The following is a 16,037-nucleotide window of genomic DNA, read 5'->3' on the forward strand; positions in this document are numbered from 1 at the left end:
GGGATTTTTCTGCGCAACGAAAGGAGTGTTTTTTTATGCAGGTTTATAAAGCTATTAAGTATATCCGTCTTTCCTATACGGATGACAAGTCGGTGGAAAGTGACAGCGTTGCCAATCAGCGGCGGCTCATTGATGATTTCATTGCCCGGCACCCGGAGATTGAGGTTGTGGCAGAAAAGATTGACGACGGTTACAGCGGTGTCCTCTTTGACCGTCCAGCATTTCAGGAAATGATGCGGATGATCGAACAGGGCGAGGCTAACTGTGTCATTGTAAAAGACCTTTCCCGCCTGGGGCGTGAGTACATAGAGACGGGCCGTTATATGCGTCGGGTATTTCCGGCCTACGGCGTCCGTTTTATCGCCATCAATGACAATGTAGACACGGAAAATGACGCTGCAGATGATCTCACCGTATCGGTAAAAAACATTATGAACGAGGCATACTGCCGGGATATTTCCGTAAAGACCCGGAGTGCCCTGGATGTGAAACGACGCAGCGGTGATTTTGTTGGAGCTTTTACTATTTACGGTTATGTAAAAACTGGCGACAAGCATAAGAGTTTGGAAGTTGACGAGTATGCAGCGGGTGTGGTACGGGATATTTTCAGAAAGCGTCTGGAAGGATTCAGTGCTTCCCATATTGCTGATGAACTGAACCGCATGGGTATTCTCTCTCCGCTGGCTTATAAGAGGAATCACGGGATGCCCCATGCCAAAGGCGGCTATACGGACCGTAAGGATTGTAAATGGTCTGCCACTACCATCATCCGCATTTTGAAGGACGAAACCTATACCGGGACACTGGTGCAGGGAAAACAGACAACGCCCCACTTCAAATTGAAGGAGCGTGAGGATAAGCCTTCATCCGAGTGGATTCGTGTAGAGGGCACCCATGAGGCGATTATCCAGAAACACGATTTTGACCTGATTCAGCGACTTCGCCGGATTGACACCCGGACCTCTCCTAAATCGGATAAGGTATATCTGTTCTCCGGTATTTTGATCTGTGGATGCTGCGGCTGCCGCATGACCCGTAAGACAAACCGCTACAAAGACAAGGAATACCACTACTACTATTGCCCTACGGGCAAAAAGAATGGCTGCGCTTCCTCTGTGATGCTGAAAGAGGACGACTTGATCGAGTGTGTGCAGGACAGCTTAAAGGGCCATATTGAAAATGTGGCTTCTCTGGATTCGCTGTTGTCCAGTATCAGTCAGGAACGGATCAACCGGGAACTGGCCCAGGAATACGCCGGACAGATCAGAGCCAATGAAAAACAGTTGGCACAGATTGAGGGTTTCAAGACGAAGCTCTATGAAAATCTGGTGAGCGGGATTCTTACCAAAGAAGAATATCTATCCTACAAGCGGAAATACAATGCGGACATTGAATTGCTGCAAAAGGCAGTTGCGGAATGGGAGGAACGGCTGACAGATGTATTGGAAAACCGCAGCGAGCGGAACCGCTGGATCAATCACTTCATGCAGTTTTCCACGATGGAGGAAATTGACCGCCGCGCAGTCATGCAGCTTATCCGCAGTATTCGCGTGATTAGCAAGGACGAGCTGCATATTGAATTTAATTATCAGGACGAATACAAAAAAGCGGTTGCCCTGGCAGAGCAGATCGTAGAACAGGCCGCGGAAAGGAAGGTGGGTTAAATGGCAAGAAAGAGCAGAAAAGAAACAGTAATCACGGCTGAGCCAGTACCATCTTTATATGTTCATGTAGCACTGTATATCCGGCTTTCCGTGGAGGATAACAAGAAACGGGGATGTTCGGTGGAAAACCAAAAGCTGGTCCTGAATGATTTTCTTGCTGATAAACCGGATTTTGTCGTCTATGATACCTATATCGACAACGGCATGACGGGCACGAATTTCCATCGTCCGGGCTTTCAACAGATGCTTTCGGATATTGAGGCAGGCTATATCAACTGTGTGATTGTTAAGGACCTATCCCGCCTGGGGCGTAATTCCATTGATACCGGCTATTATATCGAACAGTATTTCTACACGCACAATGTCCGTTTTATTGCGGTTACAGATCAGTTTGATACGGCAGACCCCGGCAATCTTCACGGAGGCATTATGCTTCCGCTGAAAAACATGATAAATGAAGCCTATTCGCTGGATATTGGCCGGAAGATCAAGGCCCAGGCAAGGCAGGCCATGAAAGACGGTGACTATATTGGCGCACGGGCTCCATACGGCTACCGGAAAGACCCGGAGAACTGTCATAAACTGCTGATTGACGAGGCCGCCGCTCCTGTTGTGCAGCAGATTTTCCAGTGGGCTTATGAGCGTGTAGCGTTAAACCGTATTGTGCGTAATCTGAATGAAATGGGGATTCCTGCCCCAAGCCATTATAAAAAGACTACCGGTGAAATTACCAGCCCTGGGCTGATCGGGAGCGGGAAATGGCAGACCCGTACTGTAATGAAGATACTGGAAAGTGAGGTTTATACCGGTGATCTGGTACAGGGCAAGACCAAAATTGTAGACCACCAGCAGGTACAGGCCGGAGACGATAATCTGATCGTTGCAAGGCATACCCATGAGCCTATTATCAGCCATGCGGTTTTTGAGGCGGTACAGGACTATCGGAAACAGGTCTGCGAGCAAAGCAAGGCTGTGCCAAAAAAACCATATACCCCCAATATCTTTAAGGGAAAGGTATTCTGTGCGGATTGCGGCAGGAGTCTCCACCGGCAGCGGGCGGAGCGCAAAAAAGGGCCGGATATTTACTGGTTTCATTGCCTTACCAACAGCCGGGTAGAAAAAGATAGCTGCAAGGGTGTGATGATACAGGAAACGGAGCTGATCGCTACGGTCACATCTGTTTTGGAGAAAGAGCTGACGGTTGCCCTGGGAATGTCTCTCCCCCTCTTTCAGTTGGAGGCAAGGCAAAAACAGGAAAAGGATAAACTCAGGGGCCAGATGTCATCCAAACGGCAGGAAATTGAAAAGAAACGCCGGTTGATCCGCGGCCTATATGAGAACTTTGTACAGGGTGTTTTGACAAGCGAGGAATACTTTGAACTGAAAGCGGATTATGAGGAATCCATCAATACACTGTCCGGTGAGATCACCGAGCTTGAAAGGGATATGGATGCTCTCGACGAACAGTTTGTACGCTACCGGACTATGGAAAAGGATGCAAAGTCACTGGCAAAGGATCACCTGCTTACGGCAGAACTGATTGACCGGCTGATTGAGCGGATCGAGATAGACCACAAACGGGATATTCATGTGACCTTCCGCTTTAAGAGTGAATTTCAGGGAAAGGAAGTGGAGTCATGCGCAAATATGTAATTGCCCTTTATATTCGGTTATCCGTGGAGGATATTAAGACAGAAAGTTTGAGTATTCCGAACCAGCGCCTTATCCTGCGGGAAAAAGCCATGTCGCTGCCGGAATGGGATAATGGCGAGGTTTTGGAGTTTGTCGATAATGGCCATACGGGTACGAATTTTGAACGTCCCGCAGTGCAGGAGCTTTTGACGATGGTGCAGGCAGGAAGTATCGACTGTATCATTGTCAAAGACCTATCCCGGTTTGGACGCAACAGCATTGAGACCGGTTATTTCATCGAGCGGGTGTTTCCGCTCTATCACACCCGGTTTATCTCTGTCAGCGACGATTTTGACACCGTCAATTTCAAAGGAGATACCGGAGGGATTGATGTTGCCTTTAAGTATCTTATCAGCGAGTGCTACAGCCGTGATATGTCCATGAAAACAAAAAGCGCCAAATATGCGAAGATGCGCCGGGGCGAGTACCAGAGCGTTATCTGTCCTTACGGCTACCGCAAAAGCGCAGACGGGCGTATGGAGCCGGACGAAAATGTTGCGGGAAATGTCCGTCTGATATTTGAATGGGCGGCTGAAGGCAATACCGCAGCAGAGATCACCCGCAAGTTGTACGCCCTCCATATTCCCACGCCTGGAGAGTATCGGAGGGATAACGGAAAAGACCATTATAATGTGTCAAGGACACACGGCGTATGGAGCAGTTCAACAGTCCTGCGGATGCTGGAGGATCAGCGGTATATCGGCACCTACATAATCGGCAAACGCAAGGTGCAGGAAATCGGCAGCCGCTGCATGAAGCTCAAAGATGAAAGCGAGTGGTTCAAAATCCCCGACCATCATTCCGCGATTGTCAGCAAGGAATTGTTTGAGCAGGCCAATACTTCTATTAAGCGTTTTTCCCTCCCCAATAAAAAAAGGCGTGACTATCTGCTTCGGGGAAAGGTGTTTTGTGGATGCTGCGATCATGCTATGTCACTCAGAAATGGAGCATGGTTTTATTGCCGTCATTCCGAAGTGTCAGAAAGTTTTCCCTGTCATGGCGTGCGGGTAAAGATGGCTGATCTGGAGCAGGTAGTCTTTGAGACGATCCGGGCGCAGATGTGTCCGGCGTTGGGAATCGACGGCAGTAAAGATAAGCTGGATTTACAGACGGTCCAGCAGGCCGAGCATGAAGATAAGTTGCGGGCTATACAGGACAGCAAACGGCAGCTTTATGAACGGTATGCGCTTGGCGAGATCGATCTGGAAACCTACCGGTCACAGAAAGCAGTATATGACGCGGAACTGGTACAGGCCAAGAATGTCCATGCCGCTATCACAGCGCAGACCAAACAGATACAGAGTGATTATGAGGCGAGGCTGAAACAGCGGGAAATTGTTCAGGAAGTAGGCAGCACCGATGTCCTGACGCAATCGCTGATAGACCGGCTTATCAACAGGGTATATGTTTTTCCTGGGGATCGGATTGAGATAGAATATGTTACGCAGGACTTTTTAGGAACGGAGAAATCTGGAAAGGAAGCATGAGCCATGAATACCGTATGGAACAGCTACGGGCAGCTATTGCAGCTGCCCGAAAAAACTTCAAAAAAGATGCAAATTTTTTTGTCGTGGGCTTGACATACGGGTGCCTTAAATCATGGAAACGGATATGTCTAAGGTTGTTCTTTTTTAATACTAATGCAAAATGTTGTGTTATATATCCTGGTTTTATACGATTTCCTAACTTGTCAACATAAATATAATCTTGATATTTGTAGTTATACGATCTTCCAGCTAATCGCTTATTTGTGGCTTGATCGTTTTTTAATTTAAGAAGTAGTTCCTCAAATAACTGTGGAAGTGGATAAACTCTAAAACTAGCTTTGTTTTTTGCTCTATCTTTTTCCACTTCTTCAAGTTTACCATTGATATTAGTTATCGTTACTGTCGTACCAATCTTAATTGTCTTTGCATCAAAATCAATAGCATTCCATTTTATGCCCACCACTTCTTCACGTCGTAAACCAAAGAATGCTGCTAAATAGATTCCTAATTCAAGAGGATCATTCTTTGCAACTTGAAATAACTTATCTAATTCATCTTGTGAATAGGCACTGCCAGTGAATTGAACCTTCTTTGGTTTAGATACTTTTTTAGATGGGTTTTCACTGATAAGTTTATTTTGTACTGCATAATCAAGTGCTTTATGAATATTTGCATGCCATTTTAGTACAGTATTTGCCGAAACTTTTTTTGTTTCAAAAGCATATGAATAGAAGTCCTGAATATCAAATGAAGTTAAATCACTTAATAAAATCTCTTGTTCTTTAAAATATGGTGCAATACTTGAATTGATTTGCATTAAATATGTTCCATATGTGCTTCTTTCATAATTATATTGAGTTGCATTGATCCAGTAAATCATGAAATCTGAAAACAGCATATTCTTATGAACTTTAATTCTTTTATTATTTGAATTTTTATTAATTTTTACAACTTTTTTAGATGTAGCATCTTTAACTTGCAATTTTTTTTGAAGCATATCTTTTGTGAAGTAAGATTTAAGATTTGCTTTTTTACTTCCAGTCGGTACTTCAAATGCATTGATAAGATATTTAAGCATAGCATTGGCTTGTTTCTTGTTTCCTCTAACTGGTAATTTAGTCGTGATTGAGGGAGTTTTTCTTTTCCCATTCTCATCATAATAATTTAATACTAAATGATAAATGCCCTTTACTTCTTTAAGATGACCAGATACTTTTTTCTCTTTCATTGTTTCCTCCTTGTTCTTGTGTTCCACTGGTCAACAGTAGTTTAACAAGAGTAAAGTATATTTACAAATGTACGATTTAATTATTTTCGTTATTAATTTGTAAATAGGAAAGAAGATGAAATTTAGTAACATAAAATGCTCTACCAATCTTAAAGAATTTAATTTTGTTCTCTTTAAGAAGTTTATACCCTGTCTTTGTGCTAATACCACCAAGCATCTTGCACATAGTTTTTACATCAACAACATCTGGATATTCGCTAAACATTTTTTCATAATATGTTAATAAGTCATTTTTCACTATCGCTAAACCTCCTACAAATTATATTTGTTAATACCAAGACTAATAATCAGTTTACTTTCAATTTGTTTCAAATCATGATGGCTGATACTGCCAACATAGTCTCTTAAACGAGCCTTATCTATTGTTCTGATTTGTTCAAGAAGCACAATAGAATCGTTTTTTAAGCCCACTGAGGCAGGTATTCTATGATGAGTAGGAAGATTCTGTTTACTATGAATTCGTGCTGTAATAGCTACTATAATCGTAGTAGGGCTATACTTATTACCCATATCGTTTTGGATAATTAGTACAGGTCGTATTCCACCTTGTTCTGAGCCAAAACTAGGTTCTAAATCTGCATAATAGATTTGTCCTCTATATATCTGGTTATACACATGTTTACCTCCTTCCACATCCTAAATAGGTATGTAAAAGCTGGATAAAACTACCCAGCTTTTTTAAATCGTTAATTTATTTGTTTTCTATTTTTCCTTGTACCCGAAAACATAGGGATGCCATTAAACGAACATTAGCAATGTTCTCATGGGAATTTCACCCTTGCGTGGAACTCACGCAACTGCCATCAATGCCTGCGACGGTTATTATCTCGCTCGGACTATGAATTGACAGAAGTATCCCCCTGTTAAATATCATCGCAAATAGTTGCTAACTATTTTCTCCATCTCAATAGGGATCGCTCAAATAATAGATATTATTGTCATGGCGTATTGACTGGCTGGCTCATTTAACAGGAACGTAATAATGGCTGTTATTCAGTTGTCAAAGAACTATATTTAGGGAGTCTTTATTTGCCCCTACACAATATAGGCAGTTTGAACAGCCGATTTTGGACACTTTTTTAAAATTATTTTAGTTTTTTTCTTAAACGATGAATTTTCTTATAAATTGATGAAAGACTTAAGCCTAATATTTTAGATATTTCATGAGTTGAATACCCAAATATTTTTAAGAGAATGATAGTCGATGTTTCTTTATCTATTGTGGATACATAATTAAATAATGCTTCATTTTCTAATTGGCTTAATAAATCATCAATTGTATTAATTTCTTTTTGATCATAAAAAGGAATATTATTTAAAACAGTATTTATAGTTGTGTTTTGTCGCCCTCTAAATCTACGTTCTGATTTAAACATTTCCCAATCGTAATCATGCAACTGCCTGATGATGTTTTCATCAACATTCAAAGATCTAAGCAGCTCTTCTTCTTGCGATTTCCATTTATTCCATTTGATTAATTCTTTTTGATAATTAAAACCCATATTTTGCTCCTTTCTTGTTTTTTAAGAAAAGAACAGGTGGGGCTCTAATTGGATAAAGACAATAACTATCAGCAATTAGAAAACAAGTTGGATATTGTATTTTCAATATCCTTTAGACTGATAATTAAAACATTGTGTACTTTGCAAAGCATTTCAAATTCTTCATACAAGTCATCATAAATAGATATTCTTTTCTTGCTTGTAACAAGAATAAGATCAATATCATTTCTCTTGATATGTGTGATTAATGACTTCATATCATATGAATTAAAGTTTTTACCGTTAGATATACTCTTGGTCACTCCAACAATCGAGAGATCGTTGTCATCAGCAAGTTCAGTTAATACTTCTTCCTGATAATTCAATAAATTTCTTGATGATTCAGCTAATACTCTACAGTGAATCCATACTCTTTGTTTCTTCATTTCTTTTCCTCCTTGGAAGAACACTTGTTCTTCATCCATATAGGGGAAAGTTATTGAGATAGTGAGCAAAGATTTTTAATTTTTTCTTGAATTATTTTTCTAATCACTTTTTTCCGATATGTAACAGTAGTTTGTGGTAATCTAAGTGTCCTTGCAGTTTCTTTATCTGATAGTTCTTTTATAAAAATACAGATTGCTATTTTTTTATCTTTTTCAGGTAGCAAAAGAATTTCATGCTTAATTGCTTTTGCTATATCTTTTAAATAGATGTGTTCAACAACATCAAAATGAATTTCTTTATTCACAACAAAAAAAGTAGCTTGATCAATATCTTCAAAATTTAATATAGATCTAGCTACTTTATTTTTTTCTGTATTTCTTATTTTGTCATAACTGCTTTTACATACTTTATATACTTTCTCGTTTACCTCAATATATTCTCTATCAACTTTTAAATAATACTTTTTAAATCCCTTAGAATCTTCTTTAACAAAGAAACTATTTTTTCCATAATCATATTTAAAATTTATCATTTTTCTCCTCCTAATATTTTTTAATGCAAAATATTAGGAGGAGGTGCTCTTATTGTAATCATAATAATCAAACCCTTTCCCTAAATAAATTTTTACACATTTATTAAGAGAAGAATGTCGATGTGTGTTAGAGTTTATCAAATAAATGTGAAAATAAACGAATTTTCTTGATAATGTAGATATTTTGATATTTGTAATGAATATTATATAAATATTGTTTTATATATTTTTAGATGGATATAATTATATAACTATTGATTAAGAGTAAAAAAAAACAAGATATTAATAAATCAATGTCATTAAGTTAAGAAGATAAGAAAGAAGTCATAAGTATAGAATATAAAAAATCTATGCTAATGGCTTTATTTTATGTACACAAAAAAGTACAGTCTTGAAACTGCTTTTCCAAAGGTATATAATAGTCGTGTGTTAGTCAAACCTATAGTTGAAACATACGACTTTTTTGGCAGAAACATGACGTGTGCTTGTTCTTCCTGGTCGGACAGGAAGTATTTCTTTGGCTATCAGGTTCTCAACGGGTGATTTTTTACCCGTTTTTTTGTTTAGAAACCTTCTTATGATATGCGATGCCCTTGTAAAATTAATTTGATATGTATACTTTGTCTTCTTTTTTATTATCTTTATATCCTGTACAATTCTTTGACAAAAGTTATAAAGTAATAATCTTGCATATATCTCCTGTTTGATAAGTTTTCTTTTCTTTGAATGTAATGCATGCAGTCCTATCGCATATTTGACCTGCCTGAATGAAGTTTCTATTCCCCATCTTTTATTATAGAGTTCCTTTATATCCTCAATAGAAAACTCATCTCTGTCAAGATTAGTTATGATGCATTCATATGTATCTTCAGTTATTTTTATTCTTACTGTTCTACATCGAAAATCATAGAATGGTTTTTCTTTGCTTAGATAATCAAAAGTGTGATTAGATGGTATAAATCTATATATTTGTGGATTTGCCTTGATTTCATTTGTTTGTTTGATTGTTAGTATTCTTGAAACATCTATATCAAATTCATCAGTATCGGGATATGGACCAAAACTCTTCATTATACTCTTGCTGGAAGTTATATCTCTAACTCGTATAAGATATTTATTTCCAGAATTGACGACATGTTCAAAATTATTATAGGATTCATAACCTCTGTCAGCTATGAATATGGCTTTATGACCTTTGTATCTATCCACAAGTTCATTGAAAGCACTATTTTCGTTAAAGACTGCTTCACCCTGAATAATAATATCATCATAAGTGCATTCTAAAAGATCATAGCCTGCATTGATATGAAAAGCTGAATATGTCAAATCCTTTATACCTTTTTTCAGAAGAGTTGTTTCCTTGTCATAAAAAGTATTGTCAATAGATTCTTCACTGCCATCAACAGCTAAAAGACGATAACCTTTATAAGTTTTCAGTTTTGAAGTCTTTTTATTAAAATTATCAAAAAGAGATTTAAAAGCATCAATCTTAATTTTATTTCTGGCCTGTACAAAAGCAGAAGCAGTAGGAGTATCAATAGAATAGTCATTAAGCTTCAATAATTCATCTTTCAAAGAACCAGCTTCCAAACAAATGATATTATTAATGACAGTAGAGAAATCAAGTTTACGATTACGGATAAAATCAGTATTAGGATTCTCAACGAAAAGAGAACGAGAATTATTCAAAATCTTAATGCAGTGATTCAAATTTTTTCTAAGAGAGTTAAAATTGTTCATAAGTCATACCTCCAAAAGTTCATACCTATAAACAATAGGCTTATTATTCATAAAAAATATGAATAATAAGCCTCACAAACTCATTTAAATGTCAACACTTTTTTATAAAAAAAAGAGGATACCAATATTTTTATATCGATATCCTCAATATCATTTCCTTAACTTAATGACATTGATTAATAAATATCCTGTCATAGTATTTTTTGATTACAATATTTTAAAGCTTAAACGCTTGATTCATTTTATTTAAAGAAGAATTGATAGTGTTTATAGATTCATTTATTTTCTTTAATTCATTAGCAAATTGGATATCCTTTTCATAAACACTTGAAAAAATCTTGTTTATTTGGTTTTTGCTGACACCCTGAACATCAATCAATTTTCTATAATATTGGTTTAATTCATTTGCGTTTGATGGAAAATCAAGCCTTCCGAATAAACCTTCTACACGATAAAATACATCCCATTTAGATATATCATACCAATCTTCATCATCAACTTCTTCAACAATAGATAATAAATTCTTTTTCACATCATCTGAAAAGTCTCTGATTTGTAAAGCATAACTTTCACTTTCTATCTTATGATACATAAACCATATCTTTAATGAATTATTCATGCCAAAAATTAGACTTAATATACCGAATACCTCAATAAAATCAAAACCTTTATTCTTTTCAGCGTACCCTTTTGTAAGTGAAAGCATTCTTTCAATAAATCCATTGGGCATTGTATATTTATCCCCATATGCATTATCATCATTAATCATTATATTCATAATACTGTAAATTACAAACCTAAAGTCTTCTTCTTCCATATATGTTGCATAATATCCAAATAAATCATGTATTTCTTTCATTAAATCACTTTGTTCTACATAGTCATTTAATTTTAGATTTCCATTTTTTAATGTAAACATAGAGTATGGAGAATGCCAACCACCAAATTTATGCATAATTGCATTTCCACCAATACCAAGTACAAGGTCTTTGAAATTTTTTGGCATTTTACCTTTATCAAAAGCAAATGAACTCCCATCCAATATTCCTAGTGTCGTAGATGATCTAATATATCTTCGATCTCCTGCAACAGGAAAAAGTAAAATATTTACAAAATCAAATTCATTACTGATATTGGTGATTTTATTTTTATTTTTATCAATCAAATTTTTATATTTTGTTAAAAATGCTTGCCCAAATCCTTGTCCATCAAAAGCATAGATGTGCTCAATTTCATCACCTTTTAAAACACCTACATATTGTGCTTTATTACCACCTTTTGAATGACCAGTAACATAAATTTTTTGCCCATTGCTTGCAAATTCTTTTGTCATTTTTTCATAATAATCTAATGCTTTTTTCTGCTGGTTAGTATCTGTAATATCAGAATAAGCACCTTCTCCATTATCACGCCATTCTAAATCACCACCAGTTCCTTTATATACAATAATTGTGTTATTTCCATAGGAAATGGTTGCATTTGTTACATGCTGAGTTCCTTTTTTATTTGCTGGTTCGTTCTCAACATTTCTGACTTTCATAGCTTTATATACTGAGGGGTTCTTTTTTATTGTATCAATAATATTGGAAAATTCTTCCCTTGAAATTTCAGCAGGTTTATTAGAATCATCTATTGAATTTTTATTAAATTGCTTTGCCCAATTGTATATATTATCCCCTTTATTAGTTTGATAATAGTTAGTAAACGAGGCATCATAAATAATAGAGTTTAGTATAAGTAATTCTTCTTCTGTTGGTGTAGCCATAATTAATCATTCTCCTTATACTCATAATTGAAATCAATTTCTCCCCAATCATCATCAATTTCAACTTTTAATCCATTAGTAGAATAAGATGAATGTGTTTCTATTGAATTATAAGGATCATTAATAACATATGTTTCAAATTCTTTTGCCGAATAACCTAGAAAATGAAGATTTCCAATAGAATTAATCTTTTGTAAATCTTTTTTTAATAAATTTCTTTTTTCTAGATCAATATCTTCTTCCTTTTCAGCTACTAAATATATAGATACTGACATTGTTATTTGCTTATTTGCAAACTTTTTAAACTCATTAATATCCATATTTGGTCTAAAACATTCTGGAATAGGTCCACTATTCATTATTCCCAAATTAACCACTGCATCTGGGAAATAGTGATTAACAGCATTAAAAACTTTTTCTTCATACTTTTTTTGCATTATAAAGCGTACATAATCATCAGTGATATCACCTTTACTTTTACGTTCTACAAAAAAATAATTATATGATTCTTTACCTTTAGGGTAAGCACGCATAATTTCTTTTCCACCATTATCCCATGAACCATATTCAATGTCATATATCTCAAATTCTTCATTATATTTATTTTCAATATAATCTAACATTTCTTGTTTTACTTCTTCTCTTGTCATTACTTTTTCTTCTTCCATATTTTTGCATCCTCCTAATAGTAGACTTAAACTGAAAATCAATAATATCTTGATTTTTGTTTTTTTCATATCAGTGCCTCATTTCTTTTGTTATATATTGGATTTAGAAAATCTTGATAATATTTTTAAAATATCGAAATCTTACAAAGTACCTTTAAACTATAAACTTTATTTCCATTTTAAGTTAAATTAAAATTAGTAGCTTGGTTTTGATCAATTTCCTTGAAATCTTCATCGATCATATTTATATATGCGCTTGTCTGCTTAAGTATAGAAGAAATTGTATTAGCTGATGTATTTAAACTAGATAAAAGATCTTCAAACGCTTTAGTTGACTCACCACTACTTGTTGAAAAAATTTCCTCCTTAATATATCCATCTATAAAAGATGATAATTCATCACTTAAACTATCAATTTTTTGTTTTTTACTATCCAATGAACCTGAATTTATTAAAAGTGTACCAGCCACTCCATTGATTTTATCCATTTTTCATTTCCCCTTTTTCTAATAAATAAATTTATCTATCTCATCTATTTCATTAATAAATTTTTTTGATTTTCCATCTAATGTTGATTGTATATTTTGTAATTCCATTAAAATATCTTTCATACCATCACATAAGAGTATTAACTCTGAGTTAATTAATTCATCAAATAAAGACTCATTTGGAATAGTTGAAACTATTTTTATATAAGAATTAGATATCTCAATCAGTTTTTCTAAATATGCATCTATAATTTTCTCTGCAAATATAAATTCTTGATCACTTATTTTTAAATTACCCATTATTCATTCTTTCCTTTCTCAATAAATAGTTATAATTAGATAGTTCTTGCTCTAAATGATATTTACGATGCCTTAAATCTTCTATATCATTTTCTACTTCTCTAATTTTTGACATAATCATATGTTTTTCATATTCTTTTTGAGAAAGAATTTTTTGGCTCTGAGATCCATTTAACATAGACTGCATAAAATCTTTATATTGAGAAAAGAATTTCACTTCTTGACTTTTGATTACTGCTACATTAAGACGATTTCTATGTTCGCCTATTTGATTATTATATTTAATAATCATTTGATTATGTCTTGTCTGAAACTCATATAGATTATCTAAATCTTTATTTAATTGAAAAATTCTTTTTTCAATATTGCGTATTTCTAAATTGATATCATGGATTTGACTTATATAATAAGACTCCCTACTCATATTATTATCCCTCTCCTTTAAATAAATAATAGTTATCTAATTTAATACAATTATCTCAAATTTTTCAATTATAAACAATAAATTTTTTATTCTGTTGTTATTTAATTAATTCATGTAACAAAATATCATATACACCTATAAAATTGTAAGAAAAAACATTAAATTATTTTTGTAATGAAAAAATTGGAAAAATTTGGTAAAATATGTAAGAATAAACTATCTTTGGGAAAGGGGTGAATTATCAAATGAAAAAAGTTGTTTTTGCTATGCTAGCATTATTTTTATCATGCTCATTTGTAACTAATGCAGTATACGCTGATGAAGAAGACACATTAGATTTAAATACAGAAGAAGTGAAAAATAAGAAAGAAGATTATTCTTCACTTACTGATATTAATGGTTTAAACATTTTCACTAATGATATGGGGTCTTTGTTGAAAGAAAAAGAAGAATCAAAATCATTAGAAAATATAAAAACTAAAGAAGTTCTATTTACTAATGATTTTCAAACAAAATCAGAAAAAAAATCTTCCAAAAATAGTTTGTTTAATAAAATCGTTGTTTTTGATAAAACTGCAACTAATGAAAAGACAAGTTTTTCAATAACTCCATTATTGATTATAGGAACTGTGCTTTTTAGTATAGTAGCGTTTGCTTTAACACGTAAATATTATAGCAGAAGGGAGAGTATACAAAGTGAAGATAACAATTACATTTACTAATGGTATTAAAAGCATTGATTATGTGCTAAATGAAGAATTAACGATTAAGATGGCATTAGATATTATTGCAAGGAATGACCAATTTAGTATTCCTTCTGAGGTACGTTATGTTTATTCAGAAAGAAGAAATGAGAATATTAGTGTAAATCTTTCGTTTAAACAAGCAAATATTTATTCAGGAGATATCATTAAGGTAGTTAAGAGTGGAGGAGAGGACTCATGAATGAAATAATTAAACAGGAATTTAAGAAATCAAAGATAAATGCTACAAGTGATTTTGATTTTTATCAAATAGAAAGAAAAAGTGAGCATTTATTAGATTGCAAAGTTTTTAGAACGTTAGATGAAGTTAATTTTGAATTTCAGCACAACCACGAAAAGCCATTTGAAGAAATTAGAAATTTATCATTAACTTTCAAGTATCAGGCTTTAATAAACATACAGTATTTACTTAAAGATTCTAAGCGTATTAAAATCTCATTAAACCCAAACAATTTGGTGTTTGATACAAATATGATGCCAAAAGCAATTATGAGAGATGTTTATACAACTGATACATATGATGAAAATGACTTTGTAAAACAATATAAATCACTAATTGGTTATGTTTTACAAAATAAATATACTTTTAATGATTACTACCAAGGTGGAAATCAATTGCTAAGCAAAAACAAGGCAACCAATGCATTTGCTGAGGTTACAACTTTAAATGGGCTATTAGAAGTATTAAACAAAGAGTATGCTAATATTCAAGAAAAGTTACAGCATTCGCTAATTGAAGTAGATAAACGTAAATATAAAAGGTTAAACATTTTGAATAAGATTGTTATTCTATTATTAGTGTTATCGATTACTGGTTTAGGGTATTTTGGCTTCTTTAGATTAAATGAAGAAACAACTTTTAAAACAGCAAATGAAGAATACATTAAACAAGATTATATTTCTGTTAGAGAAACGCTAGAAAATATTAATGTTGATCGCATGAGTGTAAACACTAAATATATATTAGCGGTATCAAACATCAAAACAGAGTCATTGAGTGATGAACAAAAAAATAACATCTTAGCAAGCGTAACACTTAATGCGGATGAAAGAATTCTTGAGTTTTGGATTTATTTAGGTAAATCAAATATGGATAAAGCGATTGATCTTGCAAAACAGTTAGGAAATACTGAATATACTGCTTATGCATATATGAAAGAAAAGTCAAAAGTAGAAAATGATAAAAATCTTTCTGGTGCAGATCGTGAAGAAAAATTAAAACAAATAGAAAATAGTTTAAAAGAACTGGATATTAATAATGGTGAAAGCGATGTTTCATCATCAAATTAGGAGGTAC

General features: G+C 34.2%; 18 protein-coding genes. 6 read left to right on the forward strand and 12 right to left on the reverse strand.

The window, feature by feature from the left end; genetic code table 11:
- Window positions 1-35: 35 nt before the first annotated feature.
- Genes KSZ58_RS16575 through KSZ58_RS16585 form a run of 3 tightly spaced genes read left to right on the forward strand, consistent with a single transcriptional unit; the run spans window position 36 to window position 4,843 of the window.
- Window positions 36-1,664, forward strand: coding sequence for a recombinase family protein (locus KSZ58_RS16575; RefSeq protein WP_009250003.1), 1,629 nt, complete (start codon window positions 36-38; stop codon window positions 1,662-1,664).
- Complete coding sequence (locus KSZ58_RS16580; protein WP_009250004.1) at window positions 1,665-3,317, forward strand: recombinase family protein; 1,653 nt, start codon at window positions 1,665-1,667, stop codon at window positions 3,315-3,317.
- Window positions 3,302-4,843, forward strand: coding sequence for a recombinase family protein (locus KSZ58_RS16585; RefSeq protein WP_009250005.1), 1,542 nt, complete (start codon window positions 3,302-3,304; stop codon window positions 4,841-4,843). The genes KSZ58_RS16580 and KSZ58_RS16585 overlap by 16 nt, the downstream gene beginning before the upstream one ends.
- Here KSZ58_RS16585 and xerC read toward each other — a convergent pair.
- The 12 genes from xerC to KSZ58_RS16645 all read right to left on the reverse strand — a co-directional run bounded on the left by xerC (window position 4,797) and on the right by KSZ58_RS16645 (window position 13,976).
- Window positions 4,797-6,071: a tyrosine recombinase XerC gene (xerC, locus tag KSZ58_RS16590; RefSeq protein WP_217752801.1), complete on the reverse strand. Its 1,275-nt coding sequence runs from the start codon at window positions 6,069-6,071 to the stop codon at window positions 4,797-4,799. The genes KSZ58_RS16585 and xerC overlap by 47 nt on opposite strands.
- A gap of 76 nt (window positions 6,072-6,147) precedes the next feature.
- Window positions 6,148-6,369 carry a helix-turn-helix domain-containing protein gene (locus tag KSZ58_RS16595; protein WP_217752802.1) on the reverse strand — a complete coding sequence of 74 codons (222 nt, stop codon included), beginning with the start codon at window positions 6,367-6,369 and terminating at the stop codon, window positions 6,148-6,150.
- Between the two features lie 14 nt (window positions 6,370-6,383).
- Complete coding sequence (locus KSZ58_RS16600; protein ID WP_217752803.1) at window positions 6,384-6,746, reverse strand: type II toxin-antitoxin system PemK/MazF family toxin; 363 nt, start codon at window positions 6,744-6,746, stop codon at window positions 6,384-6,386.
- Window positions 6,747-7,216: 470 nt separating this feature from the next.
- Entirely contained in the window at window positions 7,217-7,633 is a 417-nt protein-coding gene (locus KSZ58_RS16605; RefSeq protein ID WP_217752804.1) for a sigma factor-like helix-turn-helix DNA-binding protein, read from the reverse strand.
- Between the two features lie 68 nt (window positions 7,634-7,701).
- Window positions 7,702-8,058, reverse strand: a complete 357-nt coding sequence (locus tag KSZ58_RS16610; RefSeq protein ID WP_217752805.1) for a recombinase family protein — start codon at window positions 8,056-8,058, stop codon at window positions 7,702-7,704.
- A 50-nt stretch (window positions 8,059-8,108) separates the two neighbouring features.
- The gene (locus KSZ58_RS16615) at window positions 8,109-8,591 is read right to left on the reverse strand and encodes a hypothetical protein (protein WP_217752806.1); all 483 of its coding nucleotides are present in this window, start codon (window positions 8,589-8,591) and stop codon (window positions 8,109-8,111) included.
- 429 nt (window positions 8,592-9,020) lie between these two features.
- Window positions 9,021-10,331 carry an IS4 family transposase gene (locus KSZ58_RS16620; RefSeq protein ID WP_217752807.1) on the reverse strand — a complete coding sequence of 437 codons (1,311 nt, stop codon included), beginning with the start codon at window positions 10,329-10,331 and terminating at the stop codon, window positions 9,021-9,023.
- 217 nt (window positions 10,332-10,548) lie between these two features.
- Window positions 10,549-12,096, reverse strand: a complete 1,548-nt coding sequence (locus tag KSZ58_RS16625; RefSeq protein WP_217752808.1) for an Mbeg1-like protein — start codon at window positions 12,094-12,096, stop codon at window positions 10,549-10,551.
- Between the two features lie 2 nt (window positions 12,097-12,098).
- The gene (locus tag KSZ58_RS16630; protein ID WP_217752809.1) at window positions 12,099-12,833 is read right to left on the reverse strand and encodes a hypothetical protein; all 735 of its coding nucleotides are present in this window, start codon (window positions 12,831-12,833) and stop codon (window positions 12,099-12,101) included.
- 110 nt (window positions 12,834-12,943) lie between these two features.
- Window positions 12,944-13,252: a WXG100 family type VII secretion target gene (locus tag KSZ58_RS16635; protein WP_217752810.1), complete on the reverse strand. Its 309-nt coding sequence runs from the start codon at window positions 13,250-13,252 to the stop codon at window positions 12,944-12,946.
- Between the two features lie 18 nt (window positions 13,253-13,270).
- On the reverse strand, window positions 13,271-13,552 hold the full coding sequence (locus KSZ58_RS16640) for a hypothetical protein (protein WP_217752811.1): 282 nt from the start codon (window positions 13,550-13,552) through the stop codon (window positions 13,271-13,273).
- Window positions 13,545-13,976: a hypothetical protein gene (locus KSZ58_RS16645; protein ID WP_217752812.1), complete on the reverse strand. Its 432-nt coding sequence runs from the start codon at window positions 13,974-13,976 to the stop codon at window positions 13,545-13,547. Before KSZ58_RS16645 ends, KSZ58_RS16640 begins: the two co-directional genes overlap by 8 nt.
- 245 nt (window positions 13,977-14,221) lie before the next feature.
- Between KSZ58_RS16645 and essA the strand changes: the two genes are divergently transcribed.
- Genes essA through essB form a run of 3 tightly spaced genes read left to right on the forward strand, consistent with a single transcriptional unit; the run spans window position 14,222 to window position 16,030 of the window.
- Window positions 14,222-14,698 carry a type VII secretion protein EssA gene (gene essA, locus KSZ58_RS16650; protein ID WP_217752813.1) on the forward strand — a complete coding sequence of 159 codons (477 nt, stop codon included), beginning with the start codon at window positions 14,222-14,224 and terminating at the stop codon, window positions 14,696-14,698.
- Window positions 14,673-14,921, forward strand: coding sequence for a hypothetical protein (locus tag KSZ58_RS16655; protein WP_217752814.1), 249 nt, complete (start codon window positions 14,673-14,675; stop codon window positions 14,919-14,921). The genes essA and KSZ58_RS16655 overlap by 26 nt, the downstream gene beginning before the upstream one ends.
- Window positions 14,918-16,030 carry a type VII secretion protein EssB gene (gene essB, locus KSZ58_RS16660; RefSeq protein ID WP_217752815.1) on the forward strand — a complete coding sequence of 371 codons (1,113 nt, stop codon included), beginning with the start codon at window positions 14,918-14,920 and terminating at the stop codon, window positions 16,028-16,030. The genes KSZ58_RS16655 and essB overlap by 4 nt, the downstream gene beginning before the upstream one ends.
- Window positions 16,031-16,037: the final 7 nt, after the last annotated feature.

This window comes from Erysipelatoclostridium sp. DFI.2.3, assembly GCF_019132535.1.
Classification (GTDB): Bacteria; Bacillota_I; Bacilli_A; order Erysipelotrichales; family Erysipelotrichaceae; genus Clostridium_AQ; species Clostridium_AQ innocuum.